Annotated in this window: 14 protein-coding genes, 3 tRNA genes and 1 rRNA gene; all 18 read left to right on the forward strand. The window is 69.5% G+C overall.

Annotation, left to right across the window (positions count from 1 at the left end):
- Nucleotides 1-2 precede the first annotated feature (2 nt).
- The 18 genes from rrf to MHY20_RS07615 all read left to right on the forward strand — a co-directional run bounded on the left by rrf (nucleotide 3) and on the right by MHY20_RS07615 (nucleotide 15,239).
- A 5S ribosomal RNA gene (rrf, locus tag MHY20_RS07530) occupies nucleotides 3-120 on the forward strand.
- A 243-nt stretch (nucleotides 121-363) separates the two neighbouring features.
- Nucleotides 364-1,371, forward strand: a complete 1,008-nt coding sequence (locus tag MHY20_RS07535) for a polyprenyl synthetase family protein (protein WP_239375994.1) — start codon at nucleotides 364-366, stop codon at nucleotides 1,369-1,371.
- Nucleotides 1,372-1,667: 296 nt separating this feature from the next.
- Complete coding sequence (locus MHY20_RS07540) at nucleotides 1,668-3,365, forward strand: FHA domain-containing protein (RefSeq protein WP_239375996.1); 1,698 nt, start codon at nucleotides 1,668-1,670, stop codon at nucleotides 3,363-3,365.
- On the forward strand, nucleotides 3,362-4,174 hold the full coding sequence (locus MHY20_RS07545) for a protein phosphatase 2C domain-containing protein (protein WP_239375998.1): 813 nt from the start codon (nucleotides 3,362-3,364) through the stop codon (nucleotides 4,172-4,174). The genes MHY20_RS07540 and MHY20_RS07545 overlap by 4 nt, the downstream gene beginning before the upstream one ends.
- A 29-nt stretch (nucleotides 4,175-4,203) precedes the next feature.
- A complete protein-coding gene (locus MHY20_RS07550; RefSeq protein WP_239376000.1) occupies nucleotides 4,204-4,965 on the forward strand; it encodes a hypothetical protein in 762 nt (253 codons plus the stop codon).
- Entirely contained in the window at nucleotides 4,962-5,756 is a 795-nt protein-coding gene (locus tag MHY20_RS07555) for a hypothetical protein (RefSeq protein WP_239376002.1), read from the forward strand. Before MHY20_RS07550 ends, MHY20_RS07555 begins: the two co-directional genes overlap by 4 nt.
- Nucleotides 5,757-5,792: 36 nt before the next feature.
- Entirely contained in the window at nucleotides 5,793-6,518 is a 726-nt protein-coding gene (locus tag MHY20_RS07560; RefSeq protein ID WP_183373583.1) for a hypothetical protein, read from the forward strand.
- 66 nt (nucleotides 6,519-6,584) lie between these two features.
- Nucleotides 6,585-11,012: an FtsK/SpoIIIE domain-containing protein gene (locus MHY20_RS07565; protein ID WP_239376004.1), complete on the forward strand. Its 4,428-nt coding sequence runs from the start codon at nucleotides 6,585-6,587 to the stop codon at nucleotides 11,010-11,012.
- Nucleotides 11,009-11,365 (forward strand): hypothetical protein, encoded by a 357-nt coding sequence (locus MHY20_RS07570; protein WP_183373585.1) that lies wholly within the window; start codon nucleotides 11,009-11,011, stop codon nucleotides 11,363-11,365. Before MHY20_RS07565 ends, MHY20_RS07570 begins: the two co-directional genes overlap by 4 nt.
- A gap of 183 nt (nucleotides 11,366-11,548) precedes the next feature.
- Nucleotides 11,549-11,821: a hypothetical protein gene (locus MHY20_RS07575; protein ID WP_239376005.1), complete on the forward strand. Its 273-nt coding sequence runs from the start codon at nucleotides 11,549-11,551 to the stop codon at nucleotides 11,819-11,821.
- Nucleotides 11,822-11,855: 34 nt separating this feature from the next.
- The gene (locus MHY20_RS07580; protein ID WP_183373587.1) at nucleotides 11,856-12,182 is read left to right on the forward strand and encodes a hypothetical protein; all 327 of its coding nucleotides are present in this window, start codon (nucleotides 11,856-11,858) and stop codon (nucleotides 12,180-12,182) included.
- Between the two features lie 193 nt (nucleotides 12,183-12,375).
- Nucleotides 12,376-12,457, forward strand: a tRNA-Tyr gene (locus MHY20_RS07585).
- 95 nt (nucleotides 12,458-12,552) lie between these two features.
- Nucleotides 12,553-12,625, forward strand: a tRNA-Thr gene (locus MHY20_RS07590).
- Nucleotides 12,626-12,681: 56 nt separating this feature from the next.
- Nucleotides 12,682-12,758 (forward strand) — tRNA-Met (locus MHY20_RS07595).
- A 92-nt stretch (nucleotides 12,759-12,850) separates the two neighbouring features.
- Entirely contained in the window at nucleotides 12,851-13,021 is a 171-nt protein-coding gene (gene rpmG, locus MHY20_RS07600) for a 50S ribosomal protein L33 (RefSeq protein ID WP_183373588.1), read from the forward strand.
- A 187-nt stretch (nucleotides 13,022-13,208) separates the two neighbouring features.
- Complete coding sequence (locus MHY20_RS07605; protein WP_239376006.1) at nucleotides 13,209-13,661, forward strand: MaoC family dehydratase N-terminal domain-containing protein; 453 nt, start codon at nucleotides 13,209-13,211, stop codon at nucleotides 13,659-13,661.
- Nucleotide 13,662: 1 nt separating this feature from the next.
- Nucleotides 13,663-14,151 (forward strand): MaoC/PaaZ C-terminal domain-containing protein, encoded by a 489-nt coding sequence (locus MHY20_RS07610; protein WP_183373590.1) that lies wholly within the window; start codon nucleotides 13,663-13,665, stop codon nucleotides 14,149-14,151.
- Entirely contained in the window at nucleotides 14,148-15,239 is a 1,092-nt protein-coding gene (locus MHY20_RS07615) for a UDP-N-acetylmuramate dehydrogenase (protein ID WP_239376007.1), read from the forward strand. Before MHY20_RS07610 ends, MHY20_RS07615 begins: the two co-directional genes overlap by 4 nt.
- The last annotated feature ends 51 nt before the right edge of the window (nucleotides 15,240-15,290 follow it).

The raw sequence follows: 15,290 nt of genomic DNA on the forward strand, positions 1-15,290 counted from the left end.
GTTCCGGTGGTCATAGCGTTGGGGAAACGCCCGGTTACCTTTCCGAACCCGGTAGCTAAGCCCAACTGCGCCGATGGTACTGCACTCGGGAGGGTGTGGGAGAGTAGGTCGCTGCCGGACTTTTTTCTTGTGTGGTGTGGGCTCCAGCCTTGTGGTTGGGGCCCACACGCATTTAATTGTTCTTCCGCGGCACAGGTTCATTGGCTTGGCCTGAGAGCGGGTGAGAGCCACTCGAACGCAAACAAGCGTCTCGTCAACACGTGACGGCCTGGGAGCAGGGCACCGCATCCCCAGCGGGTAGGATTGAGCTTTGGACGCGCCGCGCGGCGGTGCTCGACTCCCTCGACCCGTGAAGGAACACAGATGTCCTCGTTCGCATTGCCGTCAGACCTGGACGATGCGTTTGCCGACTCCCTCCTCACCGATCTCGCAGAGGTGGAGAAGCGGCTCAACGACGCAGTCGCCACTCACGACGCAATGGCACAGTGGACCGCCAAACACCTCATGGTCGCTGGCGGCAAGCGCATCCGCCCCCTCCTGGTGCTCCTGGCTGCACACCTCGGGGAAGGGACCAATGACAAGGTCCTCGACGCAGCAGTCCTCGTCGAACTCACCCACCTCGCCAGCCTTTACCACGATGACGTGATGGACGGAGCCACCACCCGTCGTGGCACCCGCGCCGCTCACCAGGTCTGGGGCAACAACGTCGCCATCCTCACCGGCGACTTCCTCTTCGCCCGTGCGAGCGCCCTCAGTGCCAAGCTCGGACCCGAAGCGGTCCTCCTCCATGCCAACACCTTTGAGCGGCTCTGCCTCGGCCAGCTGAATGAAACCGTCGGCCCCGCCGAGAACGCCGACGCCTTCCAGCACTACATCTCCGTGCTCGAGAACAAGACCGGCTCCCTCATCGCCGCCGCCGGAATCCTCGGCGCTCAACTCGGCAACGCCGCCGCGGACACCGTCGGCGCACTGGGCCGATACGGCGAGGCAGTCGGTGTTGCCTTCCAGCTCGCCGATGACGTCATCGACCTGCGCAGCAACCCAGAGACCTCCGGCAAGACCCCCGGCACCGACCTGCGCGAAGGAGTGCCCACCATGCCGACCCTGCTGCTGCGCCAACGGCACGCCGACGGCGACGACGCCCCGGGCACTACTGCGGTGCTCCACGCCATCGAGTCCGACCTCGAAAGCGACGACGCGCTCCAGCACGCCGTCAAACTCCTTGCTGCCGATCCCGCCACCGATCGCACACAAGAGCTCGCCGACGAGTACGGCGACGAAGCCATCGACATCATCAGCGACCTGCCCGAATCTCAGGCGCGCTCAGCACTCCTGGAATTCACCACCCAGCTCGTGCGTCGCTCCGCCTGATTCCACCCGCCCTCCCAGCCTGACAACGCGAGCGAGGAGCTGGGCGAAGCAGGCCGCACCGGGAGACCAGGGGCAGTCCATACCGGATCGTTATCCACACGGGGCGAACTATCCGCGCAAGTCAATCCCGATTTCGGTAGTGTCAGGCGGGGCAGGGAACCAGCCGGTCTCACGGGCCCTCCCACGGCACAAGGAACTAGGATGATCAGCAAGCACGGCCGGTCCGCACCGCGCCGCTGAGCACCGGCAGGCCACCAGACTGTCAGCCCACGACTTCAATCGACAGAGGAATCGCAATGACCAACACGCCATACGGACCGACAGCGAGCGCCAACAGCGGACCCCTGTCCTCCGAAACCCCCGCATCCGGCGGCAAGAAGGTCGGATCCTGGCTGATCGACGTCATCTTCATCAGCGCCCTGCCGATCATCCTCGTCGCCATTGCCGAAATCGGCTACATGCTCTCCAACGCATCCAAGCCCGGCGCCCTCTACTTCATCCTCTGGGTCGCCGCGGTCGTCATCTTCCTCATCCTCCTGCTCGCCGTCATCGGCCTGCGGGCGGCAAAGGGAACCAGCCCCGGCATGGGAGCCGTCGGCATCCGCACCATCAAGCAGGCGACCGGAAAGCTCACCATCGACAAGCGCGCCTCGAACTCGAACCAGGCCGCTGGCGCCGGCAGCTACGACCAGCACTCCGCTGGCTTCGGCCAGGCCCCCAACCAGTTCGGGCAGAACAGCGCAGAAGGATTCCAGCAGTCCGCCCCGGCCTTCGGTCAGGCGAGCGCCAACAACCCCGTCCCGCAGGGCGGTTACGACCAGCAGGGCGGTTACGACCAGCAGGCGTCCTTCGGTCAGCCCTCCGCCGGTCAGGCTCCGCAGTACGGTGAGCCCAGCGCGCAGCAGGCACCCCAGTGGGGTGCCCAGGATCAGCAGGCGCAGCAGTTCAGCGCCCCTGCCGCCGGCGGCTCCTTCGCCGTCGGAGCCGCGCCGGCCGTCGGCCAGGGCTCCGCAGCTCCGGCCTACGGTGACCAGTCCGCTGCCCCGGCCTACGGTGACCAGTCCGAAGCCCCAGCCTCCGGCGACCAGTCCGCTGCCCCCGCCTTCGGTGAACAGGACCACGGCCAGGGAGCCTCCACCACAGGCGAGAGCCACATTGACGCCGCTCATGACGACAGCGCCGCAGTCGCCGCCGGTCACGGCGTGAGCGTCTCCGACGACTCCGATGCGCTGTCCGCAGAGCCCGCCGACGCCACCGCCTCCGGCACCTTCGGTGAAGCACCGGCAGATGCGCCCGCCCAGGAGCAGGCAGCCCCCGCTCTCAACGCTGAGCACCAGAGTGAGGAGCTCACCGACGGCGCGGAGGAGCAGAGCAGCGCACAGGCAGAACAGGACTCCGCGGCAGCAGGTGTCGGCGTCTCCGTCTCCAGCGACGACTCCGCCCTCACGGCTTCGCCCGAAGATGAGAACACCACCGAGGACGCCGCTGCCGTCAGCGATGACTCCGTCGGCCAGCGCCTCGACCAGAGCACCGAAGCAGCAGGCGACAACGTCGTCGTCGGCCACGCCGACACCGCCCAGCAGGACGAAGACGACGACGCCACCCGCCTCGTCGCCGCACCGGCCGCGCAGCAGGCCACCAGCTCCGACGACGATGCCACGGAGCTCATGGCCCGAATCCGCCTCCGCTTCGACAACGGCGAAGAGCACACCCTCGCCCCGCGCACCCTCGTGGGCCGCAACCCGCAGGCATCCGGTGGCGAAAGCGTCATCGCCGTGCAGGACGAGTCCCGCTCCATGTCCAAGACCCACGCGCTGATCGAGAACAACCAGCACGGCATCGTCGTCACCGACCTCGGCTCCACCAACGGAACCTCCGTCACCGACGTCGACGGCACCGTCTACCCGGTCCCCGCCAACCAGCCGACCATCCTGCCCGACGGCTGGACCCTCCAGCTCGGTGACCGGGACGTGACCGTGGAGAAGAACGCGTGAGGGATGACTCCCAGTACGGCACGCTGCTGACCGAGCCCATCCGGGTCCGGTCAGCAGCGGCCACACACGTCGGGCGCGTGCGCAGCATGAACGAGGACTCCTACCTCGCCGCCCACCCGATCTACCTCGTCGCCGACGGCATGGGCGGCCACAACGCCGGAGAGATCGCCAGCGCCATCGTCGTCGACCAGTTCAGCGACCTCGCCGGGCAGCACGACATCACCCCCGAGACCCTCGCCGAGAACCTCATCGTCGCCTACGAGCGGATCACCCGACTCGACGACTCCACCGCCGCGCGCTCCGCCGGCACCACCGTGGCCCTCGTCGGCACCTCGTTCGACCACGACCAGGCCACCTGGGTCGTCATGAACCTCGGCGATTCCCGCATCTACCGCCTCTCCAACGACGAATTCGAACAGATCAGCATCGACCACTCCGTCGTGCAGGAACTCGTCGACCGCGGCGAAATCACCGAAGAGGAAGCCCGCGTCCACCCCTACCGCAACATGGTGACGCGCGCCCTCGGCCCCGGCCCCAACTCCAGCCCGGACTTCTGGCGCCTGCCGGCCATGCTCGGTGACCGCTTCGTCATCTGCTCCGACGGCATCAACGGCGAACTCGACGACGCCGTCATCGAATACTGCCTCCGCGAAGCCGACGACATCCGCGACGTCGCCCCCTCCCTCGTCACCAAAGCCGTCGAAGCCGGCGGCCGCGACAACGCCACCGTCGTCGCCCTCGAAGCAGTCGCCGACGACGCCGCTGAAGAGATCAACCGCTACTCCCTGTTCGACGCCGGCAGCGTCTGACCGGGACGAACCGGCAGAGGGGGGGAACAATGCCGGATCACAACGGAACCTGGTGCGCACACGGCGCCGCCCTGCTCATCCGCACCGGCGGCCGAGGACTCCTGCTGCCGCCCGGCACCAGCCACAGCGATGCAGCAGGCCTCCGCCGCGCACTCAGCGCCCCGGACGCCTTCACCAACCTCGCCGCCGCAGCCGGAGACGAACCCCTCCTCGCCTTCGACGACGACGGCGAACGCCTCCACATCCTGCTGCGCGGCACCACCACAATCCGCGCCATCCTCGTCAGCGGCATCCAGATCGACCTCACCGAAGCCGACGGGCACCAGCCCGAGCCCGGTGCACGCCCGCCGGCCAGCATCACCCGAGACGACATCGCCGCCATCAGCGTCCACCTCGGCGACCCGCAGCCGGCCCGCACCCTCCTGGACAGCGGAATCACCGGAGTCACAGCCTTCACCCACGTCCGCAACCTGCCCAGCGGCAGCCGCAGTGCCGACGCCGACCGCGCCATCCAGGCCCAGCTCGACCCGCCGTCCACCACCCGGGCCTCAGGGGCGACGACGCGTGCAGATGCACGCACGACCCCGACGCCCCCGGAGAGCGGAACCCGCAGCAGGCTGACCGCCCGAAGTGCCGCTCGCCGCACCGGACCGGACAGCACGGCAGCGCACCCAGACGCGCCGGGCCGCACCACCGGCGGGCCGCCGCAGCGTCCCAACCGGATCGTCGCAGCCACCGCCCGCGCATCAACGAGGAGCGCCGAGGCCCGACACGGAGGAGATCACCGATGATCCGACGCCGTCGCCACCTGCCCATCGAGGGCTTCACCTCGCGACCGCACACACCCCAGAGGTGCCCGGCCAGCGGCGCCACCGCCAGCGCCTACCGATCAGTGGAGGACCGCCGACCCGTCACCGTCCGCACCTGGACGGACCCGGCCCTCGTCGCCGGCGTCAGCCCCGCCCGCGCCCAGCAGCGGATCGACGCCCTCGCCCGACTCTCCGATCTGCCCGGCATCACCCCCGTGCGCGCCGGCGGCCTCGTGGACAGTCGGCGCGGCCGCCACCTCTACCTCGTTACCGACGACAACGGCGAGGTCCTGGGCCCATCGGTCGTGGACCCGGCCCACCTGCTGCGCGCCGCAGCTGACATCGCCGCTGCGCTCCATCGCTTCCACGCCGCCGGACACCTCCACCTGGCGCTCTGTCCGCAGGCGCTCACCACCACGCCCAGCGGACAGATCCACCTGAGCGCGCACCGCGCCCCCGGTGTCCACTGGATCGCCGAGGCCGCCCTCGAGCACCAGGCGCCCGAAGTCGGACAGGTCAGCGGGGGAGAGCCCCGCTCCGATGTCTACGCCCTCGCCAGCACGGTCCTCGCCGTCCTGGACGAAGGCGCCGACACGTCGTGGACGTCCGATGCGGCGCTCGTCACGGCGCTGGAGCGGGCGACGGCACCGTCCGTCGCGGATCGGCCCTCTGACCTGGGGATGCTCGCCGACGAGCTCGATGATGCGGCCCGCCGAGCAGCATGGTGGGAGGGTCGGGAAGAGTCGGTCTTCTCCCAGCGGATTATGGCGTAATGCGTAGTTTCGTGGCGGATGCCATAAAGTTGTGCCATGGCACAGGTATCAGTGGAGTTCTGCGGTGAGTGGACTGACGTCGCAGACAACGGTTCCCTCACGATCGGACGCGAAGCCGATCTCATCATCGACGAACGCAACCCGTTCCTGCACCGGCGGTTCCTCGCCATCAGCAGCATCGACGGACTGTGGTGGCTGCTGAACGTCGGTGACCGGCTCAGCGCCTCCATCACCGACAACTCCGGCACCATGCAGGCCGTGCTGTCACCCGGGGCCCGCCTGCCGCTCGTATTCGATCAGACGAAGGTCGTGTTCACCGCCGGCCCCACCACCTACGAGTTCTCCATCCATACGACATCCCCGGAGTTCGCCACCATCCCGCGCGAACTCGACGACGACGGTCCCAAGACCATCGGCCAGGTCGTCCTCACCGATTCGCAGAAGCTGCTGATCCTGGTGCTGGCCGAGCCGATGCTGATGCGCGACGGCGAATCGATCTCCTCGATCCCGTCGTCCGCTGACGCCGCCGATCGCCTCGGCTGGACCCGCACTAAGTTCAACCGCAAGCTCGACAACGTGTGCGACAAGCTCGACCGCATGGGTGTGCGCGGTCTGCGCGGCGGCCCCGGCCGTCTCGCCTCCAACAGGCGCGCCCGGCTCGTGGAGTACGCCGTCATGTCCCGCGTTGTGGATCAGTCTGACCTTCCCCTTCTCCACAAAGCCGTGCAGGAGGCGGACGAAGCGAGGCGCGCCGCCGAATAATCGAGTGCACCGGCCGACAGCCGGCGCTCCGTAAGGAGTGAGAACGCAGTGTCCTGAGGGGGAGACATGCGGCTGCGACTCACACTCGAAACCGACGCGGACACCACCGCACTCGCTGTCACCGCAGACGGCACCGCCACCGTCGGCGACCTCGCGGACGCGCTCGACACCTGGGCCGAGAACGCCGGATCGACCGCCGCCGCGATCCCGGCCGAAGGGCCCCGTCCGAACGCGGATGCCGCGGACGGGTCGGGTCCGCTCACCATCAGCGTTGGCGGGCAGCGCATCAACCCGCAGCTGCGGCTGCTGCACTCCGGCATCTTCTCCGGCACGACCGTTCGCCTCCGTGCCGCCGGCGCCGACCCCGCCTCGAGCAGCCGTCCGACGCTCGAGCGCTCCGGACCTCACGCGGCACCGGCCGCCTACCTGTCCGCTCTCACCGGCCCCGCCGAAGGGCTCCACCTGCCGCTGACCACCGGCGAGCACACCATCGGCACCAGCAGCCGCACGGGGATTCTGAGCCTCGGTGACACGACGCTGGACGAGGTCCACGCCCACCTCAGCATCAGCGCCGACGGCGACCGCATCCGCGCCGCCACCGAAAGCTCCCCGGTGCGCATCAACGGTCGCGCCATCACCGACGCCCCGATCCTGCACGGGGACATCATCCATATCGGGCAGACCACGCTGCGGCTGCGCCGCACCCCCAGCACGAGCGGGGACGCCACCGACGCCGCCGCCATCCCCGTGGACCCAGCACCCGCCCTGCTCGAACCCGTCACCGGGGAGAGGCACACCCTGCCGAAACCGCCCGGCCGCCCCACTCGGCAGACCTTCCCGATCATGATGCTGATCATGCCGCTGTTCCTCGGCGCCGGCCTGTTCGCCCTGACCCGCAGCCCGTTCAGCCTCATGTTCATCCTGTTCATGCCGGCGTTCGCCACCGCCGGGTACGTCAACTCCCGCCGCAACCACCGCCTGCAGCGCGGCGATGCCTGGCATGACTTCGACAGCGACATCGACGCACTGCGCGCCACGCTCGACCTGGACCACGCCCGCGAACGAGAGCTCCTCGCCGCGCACCACCCTCACATCCGCGACCTCGGCGACGAGGTCGGCCGGCTCGGCCCCGCTGTGTTCGGCCGCCGCCGCGTCGATGCGACGTTCGGCACCGTCCGCATCGGCACGGGCAGCCGCACCTCCGCCACAACCGTTGCATCCGGCGGCGCTGACGAACCCGAGCTGCGCCGGCAGCTCGCCCGCGCCGCCGACGGCCTCGCCGACATCACGGACGCCCCCATCACCATCCCGCTCACCGGCCGGACACCCGCTGCACTGATCGGGGAGGGGACGCACACCGCGCCGGTCCTCGCGTCCGCCCTGCTGCAGCTCGCTGCCCTCCATTCACCAGCCGACCTCACGCTCACCGCCATCGCCGCAGTCGATGACGACATTCCCGACTGGCTGCACCACCTGCCCCACACGAGCAGCCCGTTCAGCCCCCTGCACACCACCCACATCGCACGCGGCAGCGCCGCCGCCCGTGACCTCATCGCCGTGCTGCTGACCGAACTGCACACCCGCCTGCAGGCACCCGATGCCGAGGCCGGCGCTGACGCCACGGTCCCGTTCCCGCGGATCGTCGTCGCCCTGGTCGAACCCGCGCTGGTCAGTCGCACCGACCTGAGCGCACTGCTCGATGGCGGTCCCGCCGCTGGAATCCACGTCATCTGGATCGCGCGCAGCAGCGGAGAGGTCCCGGCGGCCTGCCGCACCCGCGCCCACATCGCCGCCGACAGCGCCCGGGTCGACCACGAGGAAGCCGGTGAGCCCGGCTCCACCTGGAGCATCACCCGCAGCCGCGCCCACGTCCTGGACACCCTCAGCGACTCGGCGCAGCGCCGCCTCGCCCGCCACCTCGCGCCGCTCGCCGACGCCAGCGCCAGCACCCCCGACTCCACCACCATGCCCCACTCCTGGTCGCTGCTGGAGGTCGACGGCGGCAGCCTGCGCACCTTCCTCCGCCGTGCCGCCGAGAACTGGAGCCGCCGCAGCGGCACTCTCACAGCCGTCCTCGGACACACCGGGACCGCGCCCTGCACCGTGGACCTGCGGGCCGACGGCCCCCACGCACTCGTCGGCGGCACCACCGGCAGCGGAAAGTCCGAATTCCTGCAGAGCTGGGTGCTGTCCATGGCGGCGCACGCCTCACCCGAGCGCATCACGTTCCTGTTCGTCGACTACAAGGGCGGCAGTGCGTTCGCTGACTGCGTCCACCTGCCGCACTGCGTCGGCCTCGTCACCGATCTCACCGACCACCTCGTGGACCGCGCCCTCGCATCCCTGCGCGCTGAGGTGCGCCGCCGCGAAGAGATCCTCCACCAGAAGGGAGCGAAGGACCTGCGCACCCTGGAGGACAGGCAGGACCCGGAGTGCCCGCCGAGCCTCGTGATCGTCATCGACGAGTTCGCTGCGCTCGCGGCCGATGTTCCGCACTTCATCGACGGCGTGGTCGACATCGCCGCGCGGGGCCGCTCCCTCGGCCTCCACCTGATCCTCGCCACGCAGCGCCCCTCCGGCATCATCACCGGAAGCCTGCGCACGAACACCCCGCTGCGGATCGCGCTTCGGCAGACCGACGCAACGGACTCCGCGGACATCGTCGGTGTCCGCGACGCCGTCGACTTCCCCGCGGACCGGCCCGGCCGCGCTGTCATCTCCCGCGGCCCCGGACAGCTCACCCACCTGCAGGGCGCGTTCGTCGGCGGCCGCACCACGGAGCAGCAGCGCAGCAGGATCACCATCCGCCCCGTCGCCGAGCCCAGCGGCGCAGCCAGGGAGGCTGCCACCGTCTCCGCCGGCAGCACCGGACAGCTCACGCCCAGCTCGAGCAACGGGGGAGCGGAGGGCCAGCCGACGGATTCTCAGCGCATCGTCACCGGGCTGCAGCGACTCGCCGACGCCACCGGCTGCCCTGCACCGCGCCGCCCCTGGCTCGATGACCTGCCCGAGAGCATCAGCCTCGACCGCCTCAGTGAACGCAGGGGTACCGCCGCCGGTGCATTCGCGCTGCTGGACTTCCCGCATCGACAGCTGCAGACCGTCATGAGCGTGACGCCCGGTCAGGACACCGCCATCACCATCGTGGGGGCGCCCGGAAGCGGCCGCACCAGCGCGCTGCTCACCCTCGCGCACACCACCGCGGAGGCGGCCCGCCGAACCAGCCGGCCCCTGACCATCTGGGGCATCGACGGCCCCAGCGGCGGCCTCGCCGCCCTGCACGACCTCCCGGAGACCGCTGACGTCATTGCGCTCGCGGACCTGCCCCGCATGAACCGCCTCATGGCCCGGTTCGCCGACCTCACTGCGGCCCCGCAGGTTCCGACCGACACACTCATCCTCATCGACGCGGGAGGCCTGCGTGACGCCCTCGCCTCCGCTGGACACACGCACTGGCAGGACACACTGCTGGCGCTCCTGCGGGACGCGCGGCGCCTCCGCCTGACCCTCGCCGTCACCGCAGAGCACCCGCAGGCCCTGCCCGCCGCCATCGCCCGATCCGCCCAGCACCGCATCGTGCTGCGCCTGTCGACGGACGACGACTACCGCATCGCCGGTGAGCGCCCCGGTGTCCTCACCGCGGACTCACCGGCAGGGCGGGCCCTCATCAACGGCACCGAAGCGCAGATCGCTCAGCCGCCCGCGCCGGACCTGGGCACCACCACCACTGAACCCGCCACCGGGGCATCCGGGCAGAGGCCCTCCGGCATCCCGACGCTGCCGGAATCCGTCGGCCTCGACGACCTGCCGCTCACGGAGAAGCAGCTACGAGTGGGCCTGCGCGCCGACAGCGTGGAGCCGCTGGTGGCGGTGCCCTCCGCCACCATGCTCATCGCCGGTGCCCAGGGGAGCGGCCGCACCACCGCCCTGATCGCCCACTGCTCGGAGTTCCGCCGGATGCACCCGTCGGCGCCGATCGTCCTCGCCCACGCCGAACGCGCACCGCTGCACCCACAGCTGCGCGACCTCGCAGACGAGGTCGCCATCGGTCTGGCCGACCTCCTCGCCCTCACCGGCGACCTCGCCGACCACCTCGCCGCGGCCCCGGGGGAGGAGCCCTGCGCCGATGGGGCAGCCGAACCGGACGTGCGCGGCCTCATCGCCGTCACCGGGCTGCGCGACCTCGCCCATGAGGACGAGCACCACCACATCGCTGACGTTCTGCGCACCGCGACCGGATACGGCTTCCACCTCGTCGGCGACCTCGACACCACAGCAGCGGCCCCGAGCAGGCAGCTCACCCGCGTCTTCACCGCCGACGGAACCGGACTTCTGCTCGAGACCGCCGACCCATCCGGCTCCACCCTGTTCGGCAGCCACCGACTGCGCTACCCGGATGCCCCCGGACCGGGCCGCGGCTACCACTTCAGCCCGCGCGGGCCCGTGCCCGTCCTGGCCGCAACCGCCACCATCGTTCGGGAGGAGACCCCATGACATTCCTCGGCATGAACCCCACTGAGGCGCGGCGAGCCGCGCAGCAGATCACCGACTACGGGCAGAAGCTCGACGGCTATACCGACGCGCTCCGCCACCTGCTCATCGACCTCGACTGGCGCGGTCCCGACCGCGACACCGTCATTGAGCGCTGGGACAGGCACATCGACACGCAGCTGCGCCTGCTGTCCTCCAACGTCCTCGGCATCGGCGAATCGCTCGACCACCACGCCGCCGAACAGGAAGCCGCCTCCGCCGGACCCGACGGGTTCGTCCCCGCTCCGAGCACCGGCCGCATCCGCCGCGTCGGCGCACCCAGTGGACCCGGATCCGTAGGGGTGAGCCCGCAGTGAAGCGTCGACTCTCACCCTGCCGAGAACCACCAGAGCAGCGGGGGTCTGCAGCCCCCGCCCCCACGCCTGGAGCAGGCGCACCATCACCCACACAATCCGGAACGGGCAGACCGGCACCGACACGGCCCGGAAGCAGCCCACACGACACAGCCGGGAGTGAACCCGGCGCGAAAGGACACAGCCATGACTGAATCCACCTTCAAAGGAATGAGCCCCGCCGCCGTCAAGAACAGCGGCCAGAGCCTCACCGATGCCGCACAGAGCATCGGTCAGGCCCTGGAATCCGCTATCGACGCGATGGAGGCGATCGAGTGGATCGGTGAGGACCGCGAACACTTCATCACCACGTACTGCGTCCCGCTCTCCGAGGAGCTCACGCTCGTCGAAGAGCTGCGCACGCTCGGCCAGCACCTCGTCACCGAGGCCGACCAGCAGCTCACCGCATCCGCCGCCTGAGCCGGAGACCCGCCACCAATCGAAGGAGAACACCATGAACGACTACATCGGCCTCGATCCCGCCTCTGTGAAGAAGGCGCTGGAGATCGTCGCGGACTGCATCCAGAAGATCAGCGGGTCCCACAACACCTGCAACCCGCTCATCCTCGCTCTGCCCTGGTGGGGCGATGACTGCGACGAGGCCCGCGTGATCTGGAAGGAGCTCAGCAGACGGATCGAGAACGTCTTGGAGCTCATCAGCCGTGCCCAACGTGCACTCGAAGAGCAGATGTCCGGGCAGGTAGAGGCCTCCCGCGCACTCTTCGGCGCGATGATCTCCGCCGGCGGCACCAACCGCACAGCGCTGCCCTCCGCTGCTTGAGCACAGTCGCCGCTGGACTGGGGCGGTCGGCCCACGAACTGCTGCTGACCGCCCCAGTCAGCGGCTACCAGCGCAGGCGCACGCCGTGAGCGGATCAGGTCACATTCCGCCTGGCGGGATTGGAAACCCCCGGTGAACTGTCGCTAGTATTGTTCGAGTCAGATCGGGTGAGTGATCGCCGGATCGGACCTCCGGCGGGTTTCCGGAGTGGCCAAACGGGGCTGACTGTAAATCAGCTGGCATCGCCTTCGGGGGTTCGAATCCCTCACCCGCCACGCAGGAGAGTCCACATCCCGCAGATGTGATCTCGTGCACCGGAGACTTCTTCGGTTTGTCTCTCACGAGCAAGCTTGATAAAGTTTCGCAGGTTGCCCTGATAGCTCAGAAGGTAGAGCGTCTCCATGGTAAGGAGAAGGTCACGGGTTCGATTCCCGTTCGGGGCTCTGAGAAGGATTCGGCCCGGCATCCCACGTGGTTGCCGGGCCGCTTTCCCGATCAAGCCGGGGTAGCTCAGCTGGTCAGAGCGCACGACTCATAATCGTGAGGTCGCGGGTTCGAGCCCCGCCCTCGGTACCACTTCCAGTCCGATGCTGGAGTGTTGACTTGTCTCCGGCTCGGAGGCACATCGAAACAGCGTATGCGAGTGCGCATGACGAAAAGAGGCAATCGTGGCGAGCAAGAGCTCTGACGTGCGTCCGAAGATCACCTTGGCGTGCGTAGAATGCAAGAACCGCAACTACATCACCAAGAAGAACCGTCGCAACACCCCGGACCGCCTCGAGCTCCAGAAGTTCTGCTCGACCTGCGGCCGCAGCACGGCTCACCGCGAGACCCGCTGATCTTCGGTCTGCGAGACCATAGAAAAAAGCCACCCGGCGCTACGGGTGGCTTTTTCTCTGCCCGAACCACGCGCGGCACCCGTCGGCCCCGCAGCCGACGCACCGCCTCCGCCCGCTCGGCCGGAACTCGCCGCCCAGGCCAGCGGACTAGAATCCTCGGCGGCACCGTACGCACAAGGAGGCTCACGTGACTCAGCCCAACCCCGACTACGCGGGCAGGCAGTACCCGCCCGGCGACGCCGCCGCCGTCACCGCTGACGCGATCCGCGCCTTCGCCACCGCCACCGGCGCCGCCAACGAACTGCACCACAGCACCGACGCCGCCCGCGCCGCCGGCTACCGCGACATCGTGGCCACCCCCACGTTCCTCGTGTCCCTCGCCCAGCAGGCCGAGGCCGCCTACATCAACGACCCCGACGCCGGCGTCGACTTCTCCCGCGTCGTCCACTCCGATGAGTCCTTCGACCTCGCCCGCCCCATCGTCGCCGGCGACGTCCTCACACCCCAGCTCACCGTGGAGTCCGTGAAGTCCGTCGGCCCCCACGCCATGATCAGTACCCGTGTCGACTTCACCGACGCCGACGGAGCCCACGCCGCCAGCGTCCGCTCCTCCCTCGTGGTGCGCGGAGAGGAGAACTGACATGACCGCCACCGTCCCCACCCCCGCCGGCATCACCGCGAACCACAAGGGCACCCAGGTCGCCAGCGCCACCATCACACTCACTCGTGACAGCCTCGTGCGCTACGCCGCCGCCTCCGGTGACTTCAACCCGATCCACTACAACGACGAGTTCGCGCGCAGCGTCGGCCTCGAATCCGTGATCGCCCACGGGATGCTCACCATGGGCTCCGTCCTCGCCCCCGTCTCCGACTGGGCAGGCGACCCGGGCCGCATCCTCCGCGCCGAAGCACGCTTCACCAAGCCCGTGCCCGTGCCCGCTCTCGGCTCCGTCGACGTCGAGGTCGTCGCCGTGATCGGCGCCGTGGACGAGGCGAAGCAGGAAGCCCGCATCGACCTCACCGTCACCAGCGGCGGCGCCCGCGTGCTCGGCAAGTCCCGCGCCGTCGTCCGCATCGGCGAGACGAACCCCGCCGACTCGTCCGGCGCCTCGATGGGGGACGCTGCATGAGGCTGAGCGACCTCACCACCCTGCGCATCGGGGGCGAGATCGACGAGGTCATCGACGCCCGCACTCCCGAGGAGATCATCGACGCGGTCCGCACCGCCGATGAGGCCGGGCAGCCCCTGCTCGTCCTCGGCGGCGGCTCCAACCTCGTCGCCTCCGACGCCCCCTTCCGCGGAACCGTCGTGCGCACCCTGCCGCCGGCCGAGCCGGCCCAGGTGCGGCCCATCATCATCACCACCGAGGACCGCGGTGACATCGACGGCCTCGCCATCACTCACGCCGCCGGCACCGTGTGGGACGACGCGGTCCGCCACGCCATCGAGCACGGCGCCTCCGGCATGGAAGCGCTCTCCGGCATCCCCGGCTCCGTCGGTGCCACCCCCATCCAGAACGTCGGCGCCTACGGCCAGGACGTCTCCGCCACCATCGCCGAGGTCGAGGTGTGGGACCGCCACGACTGCGCTCGACGGGTGCTGACGCCCCCCGAGCTCGTCTTCGGCTATCGCATGTCCGTGCTGAAGGCGACCCCGTACACGGGCGGGACGCCGTCGGCCACCAACCGCTGGGTGGTGCTGAGCGTCACCTTCCACCAGGAGAAGAGCGACCTGTCCGCACCGATCCGCTACCCGGAGCTCGCCAGCCGACTCGGCGTCGAGGTGGGGGAGCGGGCCCCGTCGGCCCAGGTGCGTGACGCAGTTCTCGAGATCCGCGGCAGCAAGGGCATGGTCCTGGACGAAGCCGACCACGACACCTGGAGCGCCGGCAGCTTCTTCACCAACCCGATCCTCACCGCTGAACAGGCGGCCGCGCTGCCCGACGGCGCCCCGCAGTTCCCCGCCGGAGACGGCCGCATCAAGAGCAGTGCCGCGTGGCTGATCAGTCACGCCGGCATCGACCGCGGCTTCACCCTCCAGGCCGATGGCGAGGTGCGCGCATCGGTCTCCACGAAGCATTCGCTGGCGCTCACCAACCGCGGCGGGGCGTCCAGCGAGGACATCCGTCTGCTCGCCCGCGAAGTCCAGCGGCGTGTGCAGGATCACTTCGGGATCGCGCTGGAGCCCGAACCCGTGAGACTCGGCCTGGATCTCTAGGGATCTGGGCGAAAGCGTCAGACTGACCTGGTAAGAAGAACCCTGGGCGGG

Origin of the sequence: Helcobacillus sp. ACRRO (assembly GCF_022347125.1) — a bacterium.
In the GTDB taxonomy this organism is placed as follows: Bacteria; Actinomycetota; Actinomycetes; order Actinomycetales; family Dermabacteraceae; genus Helcobacillus; species Helcobacillus massiliensis.